At 72.9% G+C, this 21,238-nt stretch carries 19 protein-coding genes; 14 read left to right on the top strand and 5 right to left on the bottom strand.

Going from position 1 to position 21,238, the window contains the following annotated elements:
* The first annotated feature begins 104 nt into the window (after positions 1-104).
* Both nusB and HMPREF9719_RS03740 read left to right on the top strand, forming a co-directional pair.
* A complete protein-coding gene (gene nusB / locus HMPREF9719_RS03745; protein WP_004600637.1) occupies positions 105-647 on the top strand; it encodes a transcription antitermination factor NusB in 543 nt (180 codons plus the stop codon).
* A 213-nt stretch (positions 648-860) separates the two neighbouring features.
* Positions 861-1,703, top strand: coding sequence for a 3-hydroxyacyl-CoA dehydrogenase (locus HMPREF9719_RS03740; RefSeq protein ID WP_004600636.1), 843 nt, complete (start codon positions 861-863; stop codon positions 1,701-1,703).
* A gap of 133 nt (positions 1,704-1,836) precedes the next feature.
* Here the strand turns inward: HMPREF9719_RS03740 and HMPREF9719_RS03735 are convergent, their stop codons facing one another.
* The 3 genes from HMPREF9719_RS03735 to HMPREF9719_RS03725 all read right to left on the bottom strand — a co-directional run bounded on the left by HMPREF9719_RS03735 (position 1,837) and on the right by HMPREF9719_RS03725 (position 4,023).
* Positions 1,837-2,031, bottom strand: coding sequence for a hypothetical protein (locus HMPREF9719_RS03735; RefSeq protein ID WP_004600635.1), 195 nt, complete (start codon positions 2,029-2,031; stop codon positions 1,837-1,839).
* A gap of 211 nt (positions 2,032-2,242) precedes the next feature.
* Positions 2,243-2,599, bottom strand: coding sequence for a YdeI/OmpD-associated family protein (locus tag HMPREF9719_RS03730; RefSeq protein WP_004600634.1), 357 nt, complete (start codon positions 2,597-2,599; stop codon positions 2,243-2,245).
* Entirely contained in the window at positions 2,596-4,023 is a 1,428-nt protein-coding gene (locus HMPREF9719_RS03725; RefSeq protein ID WP_004600633.1) for a DUF1731 domain-containing protein, read from the bottom strand. Before HMPREF9719_RS03725 ends, HMPREF9719_RS03730 begins: the two co-directional genes overlap by 4 nt.
* Before the next feature lie 372 nt (positions 4,024-4,395).
* Here HMPREF9719_RS03725 and HMPREF9719_RS03720 point away from each other — a divergent pair, with 372 nt between their 5' ends.
* The 10 genes from HMPREF9719_RS03720 to HMPREF9719_RS03675 all read left to right on the top strand — a co-directional run bounded on the left by HMPREF9719_RS03720 (position 4,396) and on the right by HMPREF9719_RS03675 (position 17,758).
* Positions 4,396-5,754 (top strand): dihydroorotase, encoded by a 1,359-nt coding sequence (locus HMPREF9719_RS03720; RefSeq protein WP_082245172.1) that lies wholly within the window; start codon positions 4,396-4,398, stop codon positions 5,752-5,754.
* 9 nt (positions 5,755-5,763) lie between these two features.
* Positions 5,764-6,951: a glutamine-hydrolyzing carbamoyl-phosphate synthase small subunit gene (carA, locus tag HMPREF9719_RS03715; protein ID WP_004600631.1), complete on the top strand. Its 1,188-nt coding sequence runs from the start codon at positions 5,764-5,766 to the stop codon at positions 6,949-6,951.
* Entirely contained in the window at positions 6,952-10,302 is a 3,351-nt protein-coding gene (gene carB, locus HMPREF9719_RS03710) for a carbamoyl-phosphate synthase large subunit (protein WP_004600630.1), read from the top strand.
* A complete protein-coding gene (gene pyrF, locus HMPREF9719_RS03705) occupies positions 10,299-11,126 on the top strand; it encodes an orotidine-5'-phosphate decarboxylase (RefSeq protein WP_004600629.1) in 828 nt (275 codons plus the stop codon). Before carB ends, pyrF begins: the two co-directional genes overlap by 4 nt.
* Positions 11,127-11,378: 252 nt before the next feature.
* On the top strand, positions 11,379-11,702 hold the full coding sequence (gene mihF, locus HMPREF9719_RS03700; RefSeq protein WP_004600628.1) for an integration host factor, actinobacterial type: 324 nt from the start codon (positions 11,379-11,381) through the stop codon (positions 11,700-11,702).
* Positions 11,703-11,705: 3 nt separating this feature from the next.
* Complete coding sequence (gene gmk, locus HMPREF9719_RS03695; RefSeq protein WP_004600627.1) at positions 11,706-12,329, top strand: guanylate kinase; 624 nt, start codon at positions 11,706-11,708, stop codon at positions 12,327-12,329.
* Between the two features lie 55 nt (positions 12,330-12,384).
* Positions 12,385-12,672, top strand: coding sequence for a DNA-directed RNA polymerase subunit omega (rpoZ, locus tag HMPREF9719_RS03690; protein WP_004600626.1), 288 nt, complete (start codon positions 12,385-12,387; stop codon positions 12,670-12,672).
* 241 nt (positions 12,673-12,913) lie between these two features.
* The gene (gene coaBC, locus HMPREF9719_RS03685) at positions 12,914-14,170 is read left to right on the top strand and encodes a bifunctional phosphopantothenoylcysteine decarboxylase/phosphopantothenate--cysteine ligase CoaBC (RefSeq protein ID WP_004600625.1); all 1,257 of its coding nucleotides are present in this window, start codon (positions 12,914-12,916) and stop codon (positions 14,168-14,170) included.
* Positions 14,171-14,389: 219 nt separating this feature from the next.
* The gene (gene metK / locus HMPREF9719_RS03680) at positions 14,390-15,619 is read left to right on the top strand and encodes a methionine adenosyltransferase (protein WP_004601887.1); all 1,230 of its coding nucleotides are present in this window, start codon (positions 14,390-14,392) and stop codon (positions 15,617-15,619) included.
* Positions 15,620-15,727: 108 nt separating this feature from the next.
* Entirely contained in the window at positions 15,728-17,758 is a 2,031-nt protein-coding gene (locus HMPREF9719_RS03675) for a primosomal protein N' (protein ID WP_004600623.1), read from the top strand.
* A 32-nt stretch (positions 17,759-17,790) separates the two neighbouring features.
* On the opposite strand, the gene HMPREF9719_RS03670 is transcribed toward HMPREF9719_RS03675, so the two are convergent.
* Positions 17,791-18,957 (bottom strand): ATP-binding protein, encoded by a 1,167-nt coding sequence (locus tag HMPREF9719_RS03670; protein ID WP_004600622.1) that lies wholly within the window; start codon positions 18,955-18,957, stop codon positions 17,791-17,793.
* 264 nt (positions 18,958-19,221) lie between these two features.
* The gene (locus tag HMPREF9719_RS03665; protein WP_118787987.1) at positions 19,222-19,590 is read right to left on the bottom strand and encodes an ATP-binding cassette domain-containing protein; all 369 of its coding nucleotides are present in this window, start codon (positions 19,588-19,590) and stop codon (positions 19,222-19,224) included.
* Positions 19,591-19,684: 94 nt separating this feature from the next.
* Between HMPREF9719_RS03665 and HMPREF9719_RS03660 the strand changes: the two genes are divergently transcribed.
* Positions 19,685-20,011, top strand: coding sequence for a hypothetical protein (locus HMPREF9719_RS03660; protein ID WP_004600620.1), 327 nt, complete (start codon positions 19,685-19,687; stop codon positions 20,009-20,011).
* 110 nt (positions 20,012-20,121) lie between these two features.
* Positions 20,122-21,084: a methionyl-tRNA formyltransferase gene (gene fmt / locus HMPREF9719_RS03655; protein WP_004600619.1), complete on the top strand. Its 963-nt coding sequence runs from the start codon at positions 20,122-20,124 to the stop codon at positions 21,082-21,084.
* Positions 21,085-21,238 lie beyond the last annotated feature (154 nt).

Raw genomic sequence — 21,238 nt, 5'->3', positions numbered from 1 at the left:
GCCACCCCGGGGCGGGGGCGACCCCGCCTTTTCGGGGGCGCCGGTTTTCTTTCCACCAATCCCTAAAGACTCCTACCGATAAAGAAGAGGGCGAAGGCGAAGCAGTGAGCGATCGCGTCAAGAAGTACCGCAGGCACGGCTCGCGCTACCGCGCGAGGCGCCGCGCCGTGGACGTGCTCTTCGAGGCGGAGGCCCGCGACGTCGACCCGGTCGCCATCGTCGAGGACCGAGTGGAGCTCGCCCGGGAGAAGGACTCCGAGGTCGCCCCCGTGGCGGCCTACACCCGGGAGATCGTCGCCGGCGTCGCGGAGCGCCTCGATTACCTCGACACGCAGATCGAGGGCGCGCTTTTGGAGAACTGGGAGCTCCACCGCCTGCCGGCCGTCGACCGCGCGATCCTGCGTCTCTCCACGTGGGAGCTCATCTTCAACCCCGAGGTGCCGAAACGCACCGCCGTCGTCGAGGGCGTCGAGCTCGCCAGCGAGTACTCCGGCGACGAGGCCTCCTCCTACATCAACGGGGTGCTCGACCAGCTTGCGGGCCGCGCCGAGCGGGCCGCGGAGAAGCCGGCCGATCCCGAAACCGAGACCGGGGACGAGAAGCCCGCGCCCGCGGAGGAGAAGCCCGCCCCGGGTACCGGGGACTAGCTCTTAGTAGCCGGGGTCGTAAACCCCGGGTCGCCGCGCGCCGCCGAGCCTTTGCCTAAGGCCCGGCGGCGCACCTGTCGGAAATGAGTAGCATGGCGCTGGGCGAGGACGCCTCGCCCGCACGAATCGAGAAAAACCCAGACATCGATCAAAGAAGGGCCTGATTCAGCAGCCACGACCGACATCAAGAACGTCACCGTCCTCGGCGCGGACGTGCTCGGCGCGCAGATCGCCTACCAGTCGGCCTACGCCGGCTTTAACGTCGTGAGCTACGACATCAACGACGACGCCCTCGAGGCGGCGCGGAAGCGCTTCGAGCGGCTCGACAAGGACTACAAGCGCGACCTCGACGACGCCACCGACGAGAAGATCGCCGAGACCCACGAGCGGCTCTCCCAGTCGAAGGACCTCGAGGAGGCCGTCTCTGAGGCGGACCTCGTCATCGAGGCCGTCCCGGAGAAGCTCGAGCTCAAGCGCGAGGTGTGGTCGACGGTCGGCAAGGCCGCCCCGGAGCACACCATCTTTACGACGAACACCTCGACGCTTCTGCCGAGCGACTTCGCCGACGCGAGCGGCCGGGAGGACAAGTTCCTCGCGCTGCACTTCGCGAACCGGCTGTGGGCCTACCGCACCGCGGAGATCATGCCCACCGAGAAGACCGACGAGAAGATCCGCCAGGCGGTCGTCGACTACGCCAACGAGATGCAGATGTGGCCCTCCGAGCTGAAGAAGGAGCACGCGGGCTACATCCAGAACAGCCTGCTCGTGCCCTTCCTCGAGGCCGCGCAGCGCCTGTGGCTCAACGGCATCGCCGAGCCCAAGGAGATCGACCGCACCTGGCGCAACTGCACCGGCAACGAGGCCGGCCCCTTCGAGGGCATGGACATCGTGGGGCTGCGCACCGCCTCGACGATCGCGAAGTCGAAGGACGACCCCGAGCTGGTGAGCTTCGGCGAGAAGGTCGAGCGCGAGCTCATCGACAACGGCAAGTTCGGCGTCGAGTCGGGCGAGGGCTTCTTCCGCTACGACGAGGACGGAAAGCGCATCGACGACTAGGAGCAGTCGCCGCTCTAGCCCCGCCCCGCGGGTAGGGGATGGGCCCTAGCGGCCGCGACGACAACGCCGCCCCCGCCCGGGGAACCTCGGGCGGGGGCGGTCTAGTCGTCGGCGCGGGTGGTCGGCGCCGGGGCTAGTTGGCGCGGGCGCGCTTCGGGTTTGAGTAGCGGGCGCGCTCGGTCTGGACGTGGACGACCGCCGCGAGCGCGACGGCCGCGGCGAGCACGATGAACCCGACGACGAAGCCCCACGCCTCGGTCGCGGTGACGGCGAGGATCGCCCCGAGGATCCCGATGATGACGGCCTTCATGCTGATGCGCTGGTTCATGATTGTGCGGCCGGCTCCTTTCTTCGGCTCGGTGTCGGCCCGGATCGGCGGCTCGCGCCTGACACACCTCATAAAACCTCGGCGCTCCACCGGATCCCGTCCCCTTCGGGTGCCTGTCGTGCAAGAAAAGGGGGCGCACCTCCCACTCTAGGGCCGCCGCGCGGCCCCGGCCAGGGAGAATCCGCGCGGCCCGGCGCCTGCTCGCGCGGGGCTAGGCGCGGCCGTTGCGCTCCCGGTGGGGGCAGCCCGGCCAACAGCAGGGGCGCCGCTTGCCCTCCTCGAGCTCCTCGCAGGTGCGCCGGATGCGCCGGGCCCGGGTCTTCTCCCGCTTGGCGCTGTCGACCCAGCAGATGAACTCGTTGCGGCCCAGCGGCGTGCAGCGCCGCCACAGCTCGAGCACGCTGCGCCCCACCGAGGGCGAGCCGTCGTCGCCCTCGCCGCGCTGCCCGCCGAGGATCGCGGCCTTGAGGTCCTCGGGGAGCTCGTGGACGGCGCCGCCGGGAACGTCCTGGTCGCCGGCCGGCCGCTCGGCGTCCCGCTCGGTCGCGGTCGCGGTAGTTTCGCTCATGGTGCCGAATCTACACCCGGGCCCTCGCCGGGCAGGCCCGGGCGGGCGGCGCCGGGGAGCTCGAGGCCCATCTCGTGGGCGAGCGCCTCGGCGACGTCTCGGTGCCGGAAGCGGTGGCCGACGCGCTCTAGGGCGTCGGGGAAGACCCGCTGGTCGCTGAAGAGGAACTCGCGGGCCGCGGCGCGGCCCTTGAGCGCGCCCGGGCTGAACTCGGGGATGGGGATGGGAAGGGGGATGGGCCTGGCGGAGGCGACGGTGTTGAGGAGCTCGCCGAGCGCGCCCGGGGTGGGGGCTGTGGCGTTGACGGGGCCCTCGAGGCGCCCGTCGACGACGCAGCGCAGGAGGATGTCGGCGGCGTCGTCGAGGGAGACCCAGGCGATCGCCTGCTCGCCGAGCGCGGCCTGCGCCCGCCCGCCGAGCGCGCCCGCGGCCCTGAGCGTCGGGAGGCTCCCGCCGCCGGCGGCGAGCACCGCCCCGAAGCGGGGCGTGACGACGCGCACCCCGGCTTCCGCGGCGGGCCGCGTCGCGGCCTCCCAGTCGATCGCAAGCCGCGCGAGGAAGCTCTCCCCGGGAGCTGCGTCCTCGGCGAGGCGCTCGCCGGCGCGCTCGTCGCCGTAGAAGCCCGCCGAGGACGCGCTGACCAGCGTCTCGCAGCGCGGGGAGCGCGCCGCGACCTCCGCGAGGAGCCTCGTGGGGCGCACGCGCGTGTCGTAGACCTCGCGGCGGTGGGCGTCGGTGAGGCGCTGGAAGAAGGGCTTGCCCGCCAGGTGCACGAGCGCGTCGACGTCGTCCAGGAGATCGTCGGCGGGGTAGCGGGGGTCCCAGGCGCGCTCCCCCTCGGAGAGCTCCGGGGCGTGGCGTGTATCGGAGCTGTCGACCCGAACGAGCCGGATCACCTCGCAGCCGGCGACCCTAGCGAGCGCGGAGAACGCCCGTCCCAGGGTGCCGCCCGCCCCGGTGAGCGCGACCCGGGGCGCGCCGCCCGCCGCACCGTGCTCTAAGAACCCGAGGTCTTTGAGGCAGCGCAGGTCCCCGGCGAGCTGCCGGTGCCGGTAGGAGAGCACCCGCTCGAGGGCCGCGGTGGGGATCCTCGAGCTCACCGAGTCGGCGACCAGGGTGCCGCCGGGTTCGTCGGCGAAGCGGTGCTCGAAGCGCCAGCGGGTGAGCGACTGGAACGGCGCGGAGGTGTTGACCTCCGCAAAGGAGCGGCCCCGCTGGTAGGCGGTGAGGTCGTAGGAGTTCGTCCAGCGCAGCCCCGCGGGCAGGCTAAACGAGATCTGGCCGAGCGCGAGGTCCGCATCGGCGCGCAGCACCTCGAGGGGCACGAAGCCGGGAAGCAGCCGCTCCGCGGAGGCGGGCCTGGCGTGGTAGTCCCACACCACCGGGCGGGGAAACGGCACGGTGGTCGAGGTCTCCAGGAGCAACCCGATCCGCCTCCCTTCCGCCGGCCCGGCCGGCGGCGGGGCCGGCCGGGGCATTCCGCACAGTGTATCGCCACCCGCGCCCCCGCGCCGCGGCCGGGAGCGCCCGGGGCCGAATGATAAAGTGGCCGGCGGTACACCGCGCGCAGCCGCCCGGCCCCGGTCGGCGGGGGCCCGCGAGAACCCGTGGCAAGTGATACGTCCTTTAAAGCCGCACAGAGAGGCGGGAAAGGAGGTCACGATGACAGACGTTGTGCGCACCCTGCGGCGCCGCGCGAGCATCGCGAACCAGAAGGCGGCCCGGGCCAGGTGCCCGGGCCTTCGGTCGGGCGGCCCAGTGGCGGCCGCCCCGGGCTGGCCGGGGGTGGTGAGGCCGTGACCGCCGGCACCACCGCGCCCCGGCCGATCGCCGAGGTCGGGGAGCTTAGCGCGCCCGCGGCCACGCCGCTCGTGCTGCGCGGCGTGCGCCCCTACGGCGAGGGCCCGAGGATCGACGTGCGCGTCGAGGGCGGCGTCATCTCCGAGCTGGGCCTAAGCGTCGACGAGGGCGGCGCCGACGTCGTCGAGCTGCCCGGGATGGTGCTGCTTCCCGGGCTCGTCGACCTGCACGTCCACCTGCGCGAGCCCGGCCCGGGCGACGCGGAGACCATCGACTCCGGCTTGCTCGCCGCCGCCCGCGGCGGGTTCAGCGCCGTGTTCGCCATGGCGAATACCAAGCCCGCCACCGACACCCCCGAGGTCGCCGAGGCCGTCTGGCGCCGCGGCCAGGAGGCAGGCCTCGTCGACGTCCACCCCGTCGGCGCCATCACCAAGGGCCTCGGCGGCGAGGAGCTCACCGACTTTCAGACCCTGCGCGACGGCGCGGCCAAGGTGCGGATGCTCTCCGACGACGGGCGCTGCGTCGGGGACCCCGCGCTCATGCGCGCCGCCGTGGAGCGCGCCGGCAAGCTCGGCATGCTTATTGCCCAGCACTGCGAGGAGGCCCGCCTCACCGTGGGCGCCTCCGCCCACGAGGGCGAGGCCGCGGCCCGGCTGGGCTTGAAGGGCTGGCCGCGCGCCGCGGAGGAGGCGATCGTCGCGCGCGACGCGCTGCTCAACCGCGACTACGGCGGGCGGCTGCACATCTGCCACGCGTCGACCGCCGGCACCGTCGAGCTGTTGCGCTGGGCGAAGGCGCAGGGCATCCCCGTCACCGCGGAGGCCACCCCGCACCACCTAAGCCTCACCGACGCGCGCCTCGAGCCGGACAACGGGCTCTTTCGGGTCAACCCGCCGCTGCGCGAGGAGTCGGACCGGCTCGCGCTGCGCGAGGCGCTCGTAGACGGCACCGTCGACGTCGTGGCCACCGACCACGCGCCGCACGCCGCGAGGGACAAGTGCTGCTCGTTCGACGCCGCCCGGCCGGGGATGCTCGGCCTGGAGACCTCGCTGGCGATCGTGCACCGCGAGTTCGTCGCGACGGGCCTGGCCGACTGGCGGTTCGTCGCGCGCGTCATGAGCGAGCGTCCCGCCGAGATCGCGGGGCTGCCCGGCCACGGCCGCCCCATCGCCGTGGGCGAGCCGGCGAACCTCGCGGTCGTCGACCCCGATTCGCCCTGGGTGGCGAGCGGCGAGGCGATGGCCTCGATCGGGGACAACACGCCCTTCGAGGGCGAGCGCTACCAGGCCCGCGTCGCGCTCACCGTGCTGCGCGGCCGGGTCACCCACCGGTTGGACACGGACAAGGACAGCTAGGAAGGCACCATGACCACTGCAACAACCCCGCAGCCGGCGGCGCTCGTCCTGGGCGACGGCCGGATCTTCCGGGGCCGGGCGCTCGGCGCGACCGGCCGCACCCTGGGCGAGGCCGTGTTCACCACCGCGATGACCGGCTACCAGGAGACCATGACCGACCCCTCCTACCACCGGCAGATCGTCGCGGCGACCGCCCCGCAGATCGGCAACACCGGCTGGAACGACGAGGACAACGAGTCCCGCGGCGAGAAGATCTGGGTCGCCGGGCTCGTCATCCGCGACCTCGCGAGGCGCCACTCGAACTTCCGCGCCGAGCGCTCGCTTGAGGACGAGATGATCGCCCAGGGCGTCGTCGGCATCAGCGGCGTCGACACCCGCGCGCTCGTGCGCCACCTGCGCGACAAGGGCTCAGTGGCGGCGGGCATCTTCTCCGGGGACGCGGCCCGCGCGACCGACGAGGAGCTTATCGCCGAGGTCAACGCCCAGCCGCCGATGGCCGGCTCGGACTTAAGCGCCGCGGTGAGCACGAAGGAGGCCTACACCGTCGAGCCCGACGGCGTGGCGCGCTTCACCGTCGTCGCGCTCGACATGGGGATCAAGTCGAACACGCCACGCAGCCTCACCCGCAGAGGGGTGCGCACCGTCGTCGTGCCGCACGACGCCACCATCGAGGAGATCCTCTCCCACAGGCCCGACGGGGTGTTCGTCTCCAACGGGCCGGGCGACCCCGCCACCGCGGACGGCACCGTCGAGGTGGTGCGCGAGGTCATCCGCCGCGGCGTGCCGTTCTTCGGGATCTGCTTCGGCAACCAGATCCTCGGCCGCGCGCTCGGCCTGGAGACCTACAAGATGACCTTCGGGCACCGCGGCATCAACATCCCGGTGCTCAACCACCTCACCGGCAAGATCGAGATCACCTCCCAGAACCACGGCTTCGCGCTCGCCGGGGAGCCGGGGGAGCGCTTCGAGACCGAGTTCGGGCCCGCCCGCATCACGCACAGCTGCCTCAATGACGACACCGTCGAGGGCGTCGCCTTGGAGAGCGGCATGGCCTTTTCCGTCCAGTACCACCCCGAGTCCGCGGCCGGGCCGCACGACGCCCAGCCGCTGTTCGACCAGTTCGTCGAGCTCATGGCCGCCCACCGCGAGGCGGGCCACGTCGACGAGCTGCGCAACGCGAAGGAGAACGAGAAGTAAATGCCTAGGCGCGCAGACATCAGCCACGTTCTCGTCATCGGCTCCGGGCCGATCGTCATCGGCCAGGCCTGCGAGTTCGACTACTCCGGCACCCAGGCCTGCCGCGTGCTCAAGGAGGAGGGCATCAGGGTCACGCTGGTGAACTCCAACCCGGCGACGATCATGACCGACCCCGAGTTCGCGGACCACACCTACGTCGAGCCGATTAGGCCCGACTACATCGACGAGATCCTCGCGAAGGAGGCCGCCGACGGCCACCCGGTCGACGCGGTGCTCGCCACGCTCGGCGGGCAGACCGCGCTCAACGCCGCGATCCAGATGGACCGGCAGGGGATCCTAAAGAAGCACGGCGTCGAGCTCATCGGCGCGGACATCGACGCCATCGAGCGCGGCGAGGACCGCCAGAAGTTCAAGGACATCGTCGCCGAGATTGGCGGTGAGTCGGCGCGCTCGAAGGTGTGCCACACGATGGACGAGGTCCACGAGGTCGTCGAGGAGCTCGGCCTCCCCGTCGTCGTCCGCCCCTCCTTCACCATGGGCGGCCTCGGCTCGGGCCTGGCCTACGACTACGAGGACCTCGAGCGCATCGCCGGCGGCGGGCTCGCCGCCTCGCCCGAGGCGAACGTGCTCATCGAGGAGTCGATCCTCGGCTGGAAGGAGTACGAGCTCGAGCTCATGCGCGACGGGGACGACAACGTCGTCGTCGTCGCCTCCATCGAGAACGTCGACGCGCTCGGCGTGCACACCGGCGACTCCATGACCGTCGCGCCGGCGCTCACGCTCACCGACCGCGAGTACCAGAAGATGCGCGACCAGGGCATCGCCATCATCCGCGCCGTCGGCGTCGACACCGGCGGCTGCAACATCCAGTTCGCCGTCAACCCGCAGGACGGCCGGCTCATCACCATCGAGATGAACCCGCGCGTGTCGCGCTCCTCGGCGCTCGCGTCGAAGGCGACGGGCTTCCCCATCGCGAAGATCGCCGCGAAGCTCGCGATCGGCTACACCCTCGACGAGGTGCGAAACGACATCACCGGGGTGACGCCCGCCGCATTTGAGCCGACCCTCGACTACGTCATCGTCAAGGCGCCGCGCTTCGCGTTCGAGAAGTTCCCCGGCGCCGACGACACGCTCACCACGACGATGCACTCCGTCGGCGAGGCGATGGGCATCGGCCGCAACTACATCGCCGGCCTGAACAAGGTGCTGCGCTCCCTCGAGCAGAAGGAGCAGGGCTTCTGGACGGTGAGCGACGAGGCTCTCGCCGGGGAGCGCGCGCGCGACCTCAACGCCGTGCTCGACGACCTCGGCCGCCCCACCGAGGGCCGCATCTACGACGCCGAGCTCGCGCTGCGCCTCGGCGCGAGCGTCAGCCAGGTCCACGCGGCCTCCGGCATCGACCCCTGGTTCCTCGCCGAGCTCGAGGGGCTCGTCGAGTTCCGCCGCCGGCTCGAGGACGCGCCCGTCCTCGACGAGGACCTCCTGCGCGAGGCGAAGTACCTAGGCCTTTCCGACGCGCAGATCGCCGCGGTGCGCGACGAGTTCGCCGGCGAGGCCGGAGTGCGCAAGCTGCGCTGGTCTTTGGGCATCCACCCCGTCTACAAGACCGTCGACACGTGCGCCGCCGAGTTCGAGGCGCAGACCCCGTACCACTACTCGGCCTACGAGCTCGACCCCGCCGCCGAGAGCGAGGTCGCCGAGCAGCGCGAGCGCGAGAAGGTCATCATCTTAGGCTCCGGGCCGAACCGCATCGGCCAGGGCATCGAGTTCGACTACTCGTGCGTCCACGCCGCCCAGGAGCTCTCCCGCGCCGGCTTCGAGACCGTCATGGTCAACTGCAACCCGGAGACCGTCTCCACCGACTACGACACCGCCGATAGGCTCTACTTCGAGCCCCTCACCTTGGAGGACGTGCTCGAGGTCTACCGCGCGGAGGCCGCCGCCGGCACCGTCGCCGGGGTCATCGTGCAGCTCGGCGGGCAGACCCCGCTGGGGCTCGCCGCGGAGCTCAAGGCCGCGGGCGTGCCCGTCATCGGCACGCAGCCCGAGGCCATCGACCGCGCCGAGGACCGCGGCGAGTTCGGCGAGGTCCTCGAGCGCGCCGGGCTGCCCGCGCCCGCGTTCGGGACGGCCACCTCGTTTGAGCAGGCCCGCAGCATCGCCGCCCGCATCGGCTACCCGGTGCTCGTGCGCCCCTCGTACGTGCTCGGCGGGCGCGGCATGGAGATCGTCTACGACGAGGAGTCCTTGAAGGGCTATATCGAGCGCGCCACGGAGCTCAACCGCGAGCACCCCGTGCTCGTCGACCGCTTCCTCGACAACGCCATCGAGATCGACGTGGACGCGCTCTGCGACGGCGAGGAGGTCTACCTCGCCGGGGTGATGGAGCACATCGAGGAGGCCGGCGTGCACTCCGGCGACTCCTCGTGCGCGCTGCCGCCCATGACGCTGGGCCGCGAGGACATCGACAAGGTGCGCGAGTCGACGAGGCTGCTCGCCCACGGCATCGGGGTGCGCGGCCTGATGAACGTGCAGTACGCCCTCAAGGACGACGTGCTCTACGTCATCGAGGCCAACCCGCGCGCCTCGCGCACGGTGCCGTTCGTCTCCAAGGCGACGGGCGTGCCGCTCGCGAAGGCCGCGAGCCGCATCATGACCGGCTCGACGATCGCGGAGCTGCGCCAGGAGGGCATGATCCCCGCCGCGTTCGACGGCGGCTCCCTCCCGCTGGACGCGCCGATCGCCGTCAAGGAGGTCGTGCTGCCGTTTAACCGCTTCCGCACCCCCGAGGGCGACATGCTCGACTCGCTCCTTAGCCCCGAGATGAAGTCCACCGGCGAGGTCATGGGCCTCGCGGAGAGCTTCGGCGTGGCCTACGCCAAGGCCGCCGACGCCGCGGTCGACGCGCTGCCCGCCGGCGGCACGGTGTTCGTCTCCGTCGCGAACCACGACAAGCGCACCCTCGTGCTACCCATCCAGCGGCTCGCGGCGCTCGGCTACACGATCCTCGCGACCGAGGGCACCGCCGCGATGCTGCGCCGCAACGGGATCGACTGCCGCACCGTGCAGAAGGCCTCCGCGGTCGACGCCGCCGCCGGGGAGCGCTCGATCGTCGACCTCATCCACGACGGGGAGGTCGACCTGATCCTCAACACCCCGGCGGGCAGCTCCGGGGCCAGGCGCGACGGCTATGGCATCCGCGCGGCCGCCGCGCTCGCGGGCGTGCCGATCATCACCACCGTGCAGGGCGCTACCGCCGCCGCGCAGGCCCTCGAGTCGCCGCGCGCCGAGCGCTACCGGGTGCGCGCCCTGCAGGAGATCGACCACATGACCGGAAGGGGCCAGCAGTGACCGCCGCGTTCGGCGAGCGCCTTGCCGCCGCGGCCGGGGAACTCGGGCAGCTGTGCGTCGGCATCGATCCCCACCCCGGGCTGCTCGAGCAGTGGGGCCTCAGCGACGACCGGGACGGCCTCGCGGAGTTCACCGGCCGGTGCGTGGAGGCCTTCGCCGGGCGGGTCGCGCTCGTCAAGCCACAGGTCGCGTTCTTCGAACGCCACGGCGCTTTAGGCTTCTCCGTCCTCGAGGAGGCCATCGGGGAGCTGCGCGAGCGCGGCACGCTCGTCGTCGCCGACGCCAAGCGCGGCGACATCGGCTCGACCATGGCCGGCTACGCCGACGCGTGGCTGCGGCCCGGCTCGCCGCTGCAGTGCGACGCGCTCACGGTGAGCCCGTACCTCGGGGTGGGGGCGCTCGCCCCCGCCGTCGACGCGGCCGTAGAGGCGGGCGCCGGGCTCTTCGTGCTCGCCGCGACGTCCAACCCCGAGGCCGGCGCGATCCAGCGCCAACCCGGGGCCAACGCGGAGACGCTCGCCGGCGACGTCGTCGCCGAGGTCGCCAAGCTCGCCGCGATCAACGGCGACAGGGGCGAGGGGCTCTCGGACTTCGGGGTCGTCGTCGGCGCGACCCTGTCCGACCCGCCGGGGCTCGCCGACTTCCCCGGCCCGATCCTGCTTCCCGGGATCGGCGCGCAGGGCGCGAGCCTGAGCGACATCGAGCGCGTCGTGGCGGGCAATACCGCCCGCGCGTTCCCGAACGTCTCGCGCGCGGTGCTCTCCGCGGGGCCCGACATCGAGGCCCTCGCCGAGCGTGTGAGTCAGTTCTCCTACCGGGGTTAGACCCCGGGGTCAACTAGCGGGTCCGGCCCGCGACCTGCTAGTTTAGATCGCAGCGCGGGGCGCCGGTCGGGCGGCCACGCGGCGCCGGGCGGCTTCGTCCGACGGCCGCGCGCGGTGCTACACTTGCGCCCCGTTGTCGCGTGGCGGCCCGCGCATTCCCGGGCCGCCGCCGGCTTTTATCGTCAACTCCCGGGGCCGTGCCCACGCTGGGTCGCGGCCCCGGAGCCCTGGACACAGCGAACTGGAGGAACCGTGGCCCTTCCCAAACTCACCGATGAACAGCGCAAGGAGGCCCTCGCGAAGGCGGCCGAGGCGCGCAAGGCCCGCGCGGAGCTCAAGGAGAAGCTCAAGCGCGGCGACATCACCCTCCGAGAGGTCCTCGAGCAGGCCCAGGAGGACGAGACCACGGGGAAGACCAAGGTGTCGGCGCTCCTCGAGGCGCTGCCGAAGGTGGGCAAGGTGAAGGCCAAGGAGATTATGGCCGAGCTCGAGATCGCCCCGACCCGCCGGCTGCGCGGCCTGGGCGAGCGGCAGCGCCGCGCCCTGCTCGAGCGCTTCGGCTACGCCGAGAACTAGCGGATGGCCGCGTCGCACCACATGGGCCGGCTCGTGGTGCTCGCCGGCCCCTCGGCGGTGGGGAAGTCCACCGTGGTCCGCGGCCTGCGCGAGGCGGTGCGCGACCTGTACTTCAGCGTGTCGATGACGACGCGCAAGCCCCGCCCCGGCGAGGTCGACGGCGTCGACTACTACTACGTTACGCCCGAGGAGTTCCAGGCCTGCATCGACAACGGCGAGATGCTCGAGTGGGCGGACATTCACAACGGTCTGCAGCGCTCGGGCACGCCGGCCTCGCCGGTCAAGGCCGCGGTCGACCGCGGCCGGCCGGTGCTCATCGAGGTGGACCTCGAGGGCGCCCGCAACGTCAAGCGGCTCATGCCCGAGGCGATCACCGTGTTCCTCGCGCCGCCGAGCTGGGAGGCGCTCGTCGAGCGGCTCACCGGGCGTGGCACGGAGGACGAGGAGGTCATCCGCCGCCGCCTGGAGACCGCCCGGGTGGAGCTCGCCGCGAAGGACGAGTTCGACCGGGTGGTCGTCAACGACGACGCCACCGAGGCCGTGCGCGCCATCGGGGAGATCCTCACCGGCGACTCCGACGAGGCCCGCGCCCGCGAGGCGACCCCGAAGCCCGGCGAGGGGCGCTAGCATCACCACCAACAGCCACATTGAGACGGTCGACAACCGTGGAAGGACGGCGACGTTGACGACGAGCAACGAGAAGCTGGAGAACAACCCCGTCTTCGACACCCCGATCGGCATCACCAACCCGCCGATCGACGAGCTCTTGGGCAAGGTGTCCTCGAAGTACGCGCTCGCGATCTTCGCGGCGAAGCGCGCCCGGCAGATCAACGCCTACTACCAGCAGGCCGACGAGGGCGTCTTCGAGTACGTCGGGCCGCTGGTCACCCCTGAGCCCGGCGAGAAGCCGCTCTCGATCGCGTTCCGGGAGATCAACGAGGAGCTCCTCAACCACGACGAGGGCAACTAGCTAAGAAGCATCGCCCCGCGCCGCCTCGGCGCGCGGGATGACAAGCCTCAAGGCTAGACTTTAGGGGCCGCCGGGATCCCGGCGGCCCCTTGTCGTACCCGGGGCCGGGCATACCGCGGAGGAAGCCTCGGCGAGGGCGCGCGGGCCGGGCGGCCGGTGGCGTAGCGTGAGCCACGACCCCGGGGCCGCCGGGGCGGAAAAACACACACCACACGGATGACACAAGGGGAGTGGCCTGACAGTGAGCGAGCGCGTCGTAGTCGGCGTCGGCGGCGGGATCGCCGCGTACAAGTCCTGCGAGCTCATCCGCCGGCTCAAGGAGGGCGGATCGGACGTGCGCGCGGTGCCCACGGAGGCGGCGCTGCGCTTCGTCGGCGCCGCCACCTTCGAGGCGCTCTCCGGCCACCCGGTGGACACCGGGGTGTTCGAGCGCGTCGACGAGGTGCAGCACGTCCGGGTCGGCAAGGAGGCCGACGCGCTTGTCATCGCGCCCGCGACCGCGGACCTCATCGCGAGGCTCGCCGGGGGTTTCGCCGACGACCTGCTCACCGCCACGGCGCTCGTGGCGACCTGCCCGGTGGTGCTCGCGCCCGCGATGCACACCGAGATGTGGCTCAACCCCGCAGTAAAGGACAACGTCGAAACCCTTCGCCGCCGCGGGGTCGTCGTCCTCGAGCCGGCAAGCGGGCGGCTCACCGGCTCGGACTCGGGCCCGGGCCGGATGCTCGAGCCCGCCCAGATCGCCGACGCGACCCGCGCGGTGCTCGCCGGCTGGCGCCCGAGCCGCGCGCTCGAGGGCCGGCGCGTGGTCGTCACCGCCGGCGGCACCCGCGAGCGCCTCGACCCGGTGCGCTACCTCGGCAACTTCTCGTCTGGCCGGCAGGGCGTCGCGCTCGCGGAGGCCGCGGCCCAGGCCGGCGCCGAGGTCACCCTCGTCGCCGCCGCGACCGACGAGCTGCCCACGCCCGCGGGCACGACGGTCGAGCGCGTCGAGTCCGCCCGGGAGCTCGAGGAGGCGACCAGGAGGGCCGCGGCCGGCGCGGACGCGGTGCTCATGGCCGCGGCCGTCGCCGACGTGCGCCCCGCGGCGCAGGCCGAGGCGAAGCTGAAGAAGTCCGCCGGCGGCGACGCGCTCGCCAGCATCGAGCTGCAAGAGAACCCCGACATCGTCCGCGGGCTGGTGGCCGCCCGCAAGGACGGGGAGCTCCCCGCCGGAGTGCGGATCGTGTGCTTCGCCGCGGAGACCGGCGACGAGACCGCCAGCGCCCGCGAGTTCGGCGCGCGAAAGCTCAAGGCCAAGGGCGCGGACCTCATCATGGTCAACGAGGTCGGCGAGGGCGGCGCGTTCGGCTCGGCCGACAACGAGGGCTGGCTCATGCGCCCCGACCCCGAGGGCGACGAGCCCATCGTCGCCGAAGTGCCCCGCGGCCCGAAGCTGCTCGTCGCCGGCCGCATCGTCGAGGAGCTCGCCGGGCTCCTCGACGGCTCGAACGACTAGGTGGCGACTAGGTACGGCCCCTAGGCATTAGTGGGCTAGCACGATCGGCGGCCCCGGGCGGGGCCGGGGCCAGGCGGGATCGATTGGACCGCAGCCGTTGCGGAATTAGACAGCTTGGTCTAACGTGGCTAGTTAGCCACGCCTTGGGAGTCGCGGCCGGGCCCGCCCGCCGCCCGACGACTGGGGCGTCTGATTATTGCCGATTGTGATGTAAGGAAGATGCTCGTGACTGACCAGTCGACGACGGTGCGGTTGTTTACCAGCGAATCCGTCACCGAGGGCCACCCCGACAAGATCTGCGACGCGATCTCCGACTCGATCCTCGACGCGCTGCTCGCCGAGGACCCCAACTCCCACGTCGCGGTGGAGACGCTGGTGACCACCGGGCAGGTCCACGTCGTCGGCGAGGTGCGCACCGAGGCTTATGTCGAGATCCCCGCGCTCGTGCGCCGCACGCTCAAGGAGATCGGCTTCACCTCCTCGGACGTCGGCTTCGACGCGTCGACCTGCGGGGTGAACATCGCCATCGGCGAGCAGTCCGCCGAGATCGGCGCGGGCGTGGACACCTCCCAGGAGATCCGCGAGGGCGCGGAGCACACCGAGGAGGACCAGGGCGGCGCCGGCGACCAGGGCCTGATGTTCGGCTACGCGACGAACGAGACCCCGGAGTACATGCCCCTGCCGATCTCCACGGCGCACCGGCTCTCCCGCCGGCTCACCCAGGTGCGCAAGGAGGGCATCGTCGACCACCTGCGCCCGGACGGCAAGACGCAGGTGACCTTCGCCTACGACGAGGACGACAACCCGCTCTACCTCGACACGGTGGTGATCTCCACGCAGCACGACCCCGAGGTCGACTCGAAGTGGCTCGAGCCGCGGCTCAAGGAGCACGTCATCGACTGGGTCATCGAGGACGCGGGCTTAGGCTCGCTCGTCAACGACAAGCTCAAGGTGCTCATCAACCCCTCCGGCTCGTTCATCCTCGGCGGACCGATGGGCGACGCGGGGCTCACCGGCCGCAAGATCATCGTCGACACCTACGGCGGCATGGCCCGCCACGGCGGCGGCGCGTTCTCCGGCAAGGACCCCAGCAAGGTCGACCGCTCCGCGGCGTACGCGATGCGCTGGGTCGCGAAGAACATCGTCGTCGCCGGGCTCGCCGACAAGGCCGAGGTGCAGGTCGCCTACGCGATCGGCCGCGCCCAGCCGGTCGGCCTCTACGTCGAGACCTTCGGCACCGCCAAGGAGGGCCTCACCGACGGCGACATCCAGGCCGCCGTCGACAAGGTCTTCGACCTTCGGCCCTCCTCGATCATCAAGGAGCTCGACCTTTTGCGCCCGATCTACGCGCAGACCACCTCCTACGGGCACTTCGGCCGCACCGACCTCGACCTGCCGTGGGAGGACACGAGCCGCGCCGGCGCGCTGCGCGAGGCCGCCGGGCTCTAACACCACGGCGGGGGCGAGGACCCCCGATTTGTCCCGCGCCCGGGCCCCTCTGCGGGTCCCAGAGCCGCGCCGGCGGCGCCGTCCGGCGCGGGGCTAGGATTGTTGGCCATGTCCGCCGCACGCCCGCCCGCCTCAGAGCTTCCGGTGGCGCGGGTGCTGCCGCTTTTGGGGCTTAGCCACCTCGACCGGGAGTTCGACTACGAGGTCGCCGAGGACCAGTCCGAGGACGCGAAGCCCGGCGTGCGCGTGCGCGTGCGCTTCCAGGGCCGCCTCGTCGACGGGATCCTCATGGCGCGGCGCGAGTCGAGCGATTTTCACGGCCGGCTCTCCAGGCTCGAGCGGGTCATCTCCCCGGAGGTCGTGCTCCCCGAACGCAGCCGCGAGCTCGTCGAGCGCCTCGCGGCGCGCTACGCCGCGACCCGCTCGGACATCATCCGCTCCGCGGTGCCGCCGCGCCACGCGGGCGCCGAGCGAGCGCTTCGCGACACCCCCTGGGAGGAGCTCGCCAAGCCCCCGGCCGAGCCGGACCTCTCGGCGTGGTCGGGCTACGCCGGCGGTGAGGGCCTCGTCGACGACGTGCTCGCCGCGCAGCGCCCCGCGCGTGCCGCGTGGCAGGTCTGCCCCGGCGAGCGCTGGGAGCGCCCGCTCGCCGCGCTGCTCGCGAAGGTCGCGATCGACGGGGGCGGGGCGCTCGCCGTGGTGCCCGACCAGCGCGACCTCGCGCGCCTCGAGGCGGCGCTGCGCGACCTCGTCGCCGCGAAGCAGATCACGGTGCTCGGCTCGACGATCGGGCCGCAGGCGCGCTACTCGCGGTTTCTTTCCGTGCTCCACGGGCAGGGCCGACTCGTCATCGGCACCCGCTCCGCGGCCTACGCCCCGGTCAAGGACCTCAGGCTCGCGGCGATCCTCTTCGACGGCGACGACGCGCACGCCGACCCTCGCGCGCCGTATGCCCACGCCCGCGAGGTGCTCACCATGCGCTCCGCGATCGAGGGCGCGAGCCTCATCGTCGGCGGGTTCGCGCGCACCACCCAGGCGCAGGTCCTGGTCGAGGCCGGGTGGCTGCGCGAGGTCTCGCCGACCCGGGAGCGGCTGCGCGCCGAGGCGCCCCGCGTGCACGCCGCCGGCGACTCCGACGTCGAGCTCGCCCGCGACCCGAGGGCGCGCGCCGACCGCATCCCCGGCGCGGCGTTCGCCGCCGCCCGCGCGGCCCTGAAGCGCGGCCGGCCGGTGCTCGTGCAGACCCCCAGGCGCGGCTATATCCCCACGCTGCGCTGCGGGCGCTGCCGCCACCCGGCGCGCTGCCGCGCGTGCAACGGCCCCCTGGAGATCCCCGCCGAGGCCGGCGGGCAGGCGGGCAGCCCGAGGTGCCGGTGGTGCGGGCGCATCGAGCCGCACTTCCGCTGCCCCGAGTGCGGCTCGAGCGCGCTGCGCGCCCAGGTCTTGGGCAACGAGCGCACCGCCGAGGAGCTGGGCCGGGCGTTCCCGCAGGTGCCGATCGTCACCTCGGGCGGGGAGCGGATCAAGGACTCCGTCGCCGACCGGCCCGCGCTCGTCGTCGCGACCCCCGGCGCAGAGCCCGTCGTCGAGGGCGGGCTCTACGGCGCGGCGCTGCTGCTGGACACGTGGGCGCAGCTCGGCCGGCAGGCGCTGAACGCCACCGAGCAGGCCTTCGAGCGCTGGGCGGGCGCCGCAGCTCTCGTCGAGCCGCTCTCCGAGGGCGGGGAGGTCGTCGTCGTCGCGGACCCGGCGCTGCCGGTGGTGCAGCGGCTCATCCGCTTCGACGCGGCCGGCAGCGCCCGCGCGGAGCTCGCGCAGCGCCGCGAGGTGCACCTGCCGCCGGCGGTGCGCATGGCCGCGGTGGACGGCTCGAGGGAGGCGGTCGCGGAGCTGCTGCGCCGCGTGGAGCTCCCCGAGCTCGCCGAGGTGCTCGGCCCGGTGGAGCTCCCGCCGGGGGAGGCGCTGCCCGGCGGCTACGACGAGGCCGCGCTGGGCCCGGCGCAGCGGGTTCTCATCCGCACGCCGCTGGCGCTGAAGAACGAGCTGGCGCGCGCGCTGCGTGCGGCGGCCGCGGAGCAGGCGCTGCGCCGCCAGTCGGCGCCGCTTCGGGTGCGCATCGACCCCACCCAGATCGGCTAGCCCGGCCCCCGGCCGCCAGGAGCGCCGCCGACTCACCTGTCGCCGAGCTCCGGGGAACGGTCGAGGAACTCCGCGAGGTAGGGCAGCGCGAAGTCGAGGTGGCCGTAGGAGGGCGCGACGAGGAGCTCCTTGTCCAGCAGGGAGCGCCTGGCCATGGAGATCCCGTTGGGTTTGGTGCCCAGCGCCGCGGCGAGGTCCCCGGTGGCGACGGGCCCGCCGCCGGCGTCGAGGCTGAGGCGCGCCATCGCGATAAGGAGCTCGAGTTCGCGGTCGGTGGCCTCGCCGAGGGCGGGCTCGTGGACCTGCTTGCCCAGCCGGTCGACGGCGCGGTCGTGGACGGCGTCGAGGTGTTCCTCGTCGATCCGCTCGTCGCCGTCGAGGCGGGCGCGCGCCCACGCCATCGAGCCGAGGAGCTGCATGAGGTAGGGGTAGCCCTCGCTGCGGCGCGCCGCGAGGCGGGCCGCGGGCGGGCTCATCGGCAGGCCGCCCTCGCCGGCCGTCCGGGAGAAGGCGTCGGCGGCCTCCTCCGGGGAGACGCGGCCCAGGGTGACGCGCTCGGCGCGGCGGAGGAACGTCGTGCCCGGCGCGCGGAGGAGCTCGTCGATGCCGTGGGGGAGGCCGGCGGCGGCGAACGCGATGTCGAGCTCGTCGCGGGCGAGGTCCTGGATGGCGGTGCTGAGGAGGTGGAGATGCTCGGGGTCGGCGGCCTGGGCCTCGTCGAGGGTGATGAGCACCCCGGCGCCGTGCCGGGCGGTGAGCGCGCCGAGGTCTCGCAGCGCGGAGAAGACCGTCGGGGTGGGTGCCGTCCCGGGATCCGTCGTGGTGTGCACCGCCCCGAGGCCGGCTACCTCGATGCCGGTGACGCGCCGCGTCGGCCGTCCCGCCGCTGCGGGCCCCGCCTGGTCCAGGCTCCTCATGGCGAGTGGGATGTCGGTGTCGACGAGGTCGCGGATCATGGCCTCGTGGGGGCGGGCGCGCACGACGACCCAGCCCTGGTAGCGGGCGGCGTCCTCGAGCTCGTTGAGGAGCACGGTCTTTCCCATGCCCCGCGCCCCGGAGACGAGCATCGCCCGTTGCGGGCTGCCCGGGCCCTCGGCGAGCGCGAGCGCGAACTCCTCGAGGACGTCGCGGCGCCCGGCCAGCACGCGCGGCGATACCCCGAAGGTGGGGCGAAACGGGTTGGCGGCTGGCCTGGTCATCGGGCTCCTTTGGCGTGTCGTCGCGTTAGCGTCGGGCGGAGTCGGGGTGAGGCGGGTTCAAGAACTAGTCGATCTACAAAGACACTGTAGATCCTTTAGATCTCGAGTGAAGCTTTAGAACTTGTAGATCTTCGCCGCGACCGTAGAACTGGTAGATCTCGACCGTCCCACGCCAGGCAACAAGCCCGGCGGCCGCCCGGGGCCACCGGGCCGCGGCCGGCTACGGCATAAGTGAAGCCCGCCGGGCCAGGAAGGCGGAGGCTCTTAGAGGCCGACGGGGATGACGACCGGGGCGCCGTTGTCGGGGTGCTTGAGGACGTGTGCCTCCTGGCCGTAGACCTTGCGGGTGGTCTCGGCGGTGAACACCTCGGCCGGCGCGCCGTCGTTCACGACGCGGCCCCCTTTAAGCATGACGACGCGGTCCGCGTAGCGCGCGGCGACGCTGAGGTCGTGGAGCACGACAAGCACCGTCTTGCCGGCGCGCGCCCAGCACCGCGCCAGCTCGAGGACCTGCTCCCGGTGGTGCGGGTCGAGCGCGGCGGTCGGCTCGTCGAGGAGCGCGACTGTGGCGTCCTGCGCGGCGCTGCGGGAGAACCGCACCCGCGCGGCCGCCCCGCCGGAGAGCGTCGTGATCGAGCGGCGCTCAAGCTCGGTGAGCTCGACAGGCCGGGCGCGCCGCGGTCATCCCGCCTCGCGGGGATGCGGCCCGCCTAGACTGGGGGATCGTATGGCTAAGGAACGAAACACCGGCCCCGGCCCCGAGCAGCGCCGCGCGGCGGGGAAGCTCGGCGTCGGGATCTTCGGCGCCGCCGGGCTCATCTGGACGTTCGTGTTCGCCCGCCGCGGCGCCGAGGCGGGCATGGGCGTCATCGACGCGCTCGCGGTGTCGCTGTGGTGGGCGATCTGCGCGGGCTCGGCCTACCTGTGGGCCAGCGCCCGGCGCCGCCGCGTCGACTGGCCCAGGGAGCGCGCCCTCGTCCTCGGCGTCGTGCTCGTCACCTGGGCGGGGCTCACCGTCCTCACCTGGCTCGCCGCGCGCCTGCTCCTCGGCTGACCGCGCCCGCGCGGGCAGCGCGCGGGTAGCATGAGCCGCGCCCGCGGCCGGGGCCTTCACACCCCGCCCGCCCCATGCCCACGACACCTAGGGAGGCTGATTCTTCCCCCATGCGCCTCGTCTTCGCCGGCACCCCCGAGCCCGCCGTCGTCGCCCTCGAGCGGCTGATCGACTCGCGCCACGAGGTCGTCGCCGTCATCACCCAGCCCGACGCGAGGCGCGGCCGCGGCCGCAAGCTCACGCCCTCCCCGGTCGGGCGGCTCGCCGAGGAGCGCGGCATCGAGACCCTAAAGCCCGAGACACTCAAGGCCGACGACCCTCGCTCCGCCGAGACGCGCCAACGGCTCGCGGAGCTCGCGCCGGACTGTCTGCCCGTGGTGGCCTACGGCCGGCTCGTGCCCGAGGACCTCCTGAAGGCCGCGCCGCACGGCTGGGTCAACCTCCACTTCTCGCTTTTGCCGCGCTGGCGCGGCGCCGCCCCGGTGCAGGCCGCGATCGCCGCCGGCGACGAGGAGACCGGCGCCACGACCTTCCGCATCGACGGCGGCCTCGACACCGGGGAGGTGCTCGGCACCATCTCCGAGCAGGTCGGCGCGCGCGATACCGCCGACGACCTGCTCACCCGCCTCGCGCACCGCGGCGCCGGGCTGCTCGTCGAGACGATGGACGCCTTAGAGGACGGCAGCCTCGAGCCGACACCCCAGCGCGGCGAGGCGACCTACGCCTCGAAGATCGCGCCCGCCGACGCGCGCGTCGACTGGTCCGATTCGGCCGAGTCGATTGACCGGCGGGTGCGCGCCCACACCCCGGGCCCGGGCGCGTGGACGACCCTGAACGGCGAGCGGGTGAAGCTCGGGCCCGTCGCCCCGGTCGACGGTCCCGCGGCCGCGTCGGGCGCGATCTGGCGCTCCGGCGACGCGGTGACTGTCGCGTGCGGGTCGGGCGCCGTAGAGTTATCGACGATTCAGCCCGCGGGCAAGAAGCCCCAGCCGGCCGCCGACTGGGCCCGCGGCCTGCGCGGCGAGCGCGCGCTTCCCGACGCCCCCGGCGAGAAAGGCCCAGCATTCCAGTGAGCGAGAACGACAAGCCAGGACACCTCCAGGGCGCGGGCGGGTTCCGCTCCCGCTCGAAGCAGGCCGGCCCCCGGCGCAAGCCCTCCGGGGCGCGCTCGGCCGCCGGCCGGGACGTCCAGCGCGGCCGGGACCGCGACCACGCCGCCAAGGGCGG

The sequence above is a fragment of the Corynebacterium otitidis ATCC 51513 genome (genome assembly GCF_000296405.1).
Taxonomy (GTDB): Bacteria; Actinomycetota; Actinomycetes; order Mycobacteriales; family Mycobacteriaceae; genus Corynebacterium; species Corynebacterium otitidis.
This window is presented reverse-complemented; position numbering and strand designations above follow the sequence as displayed.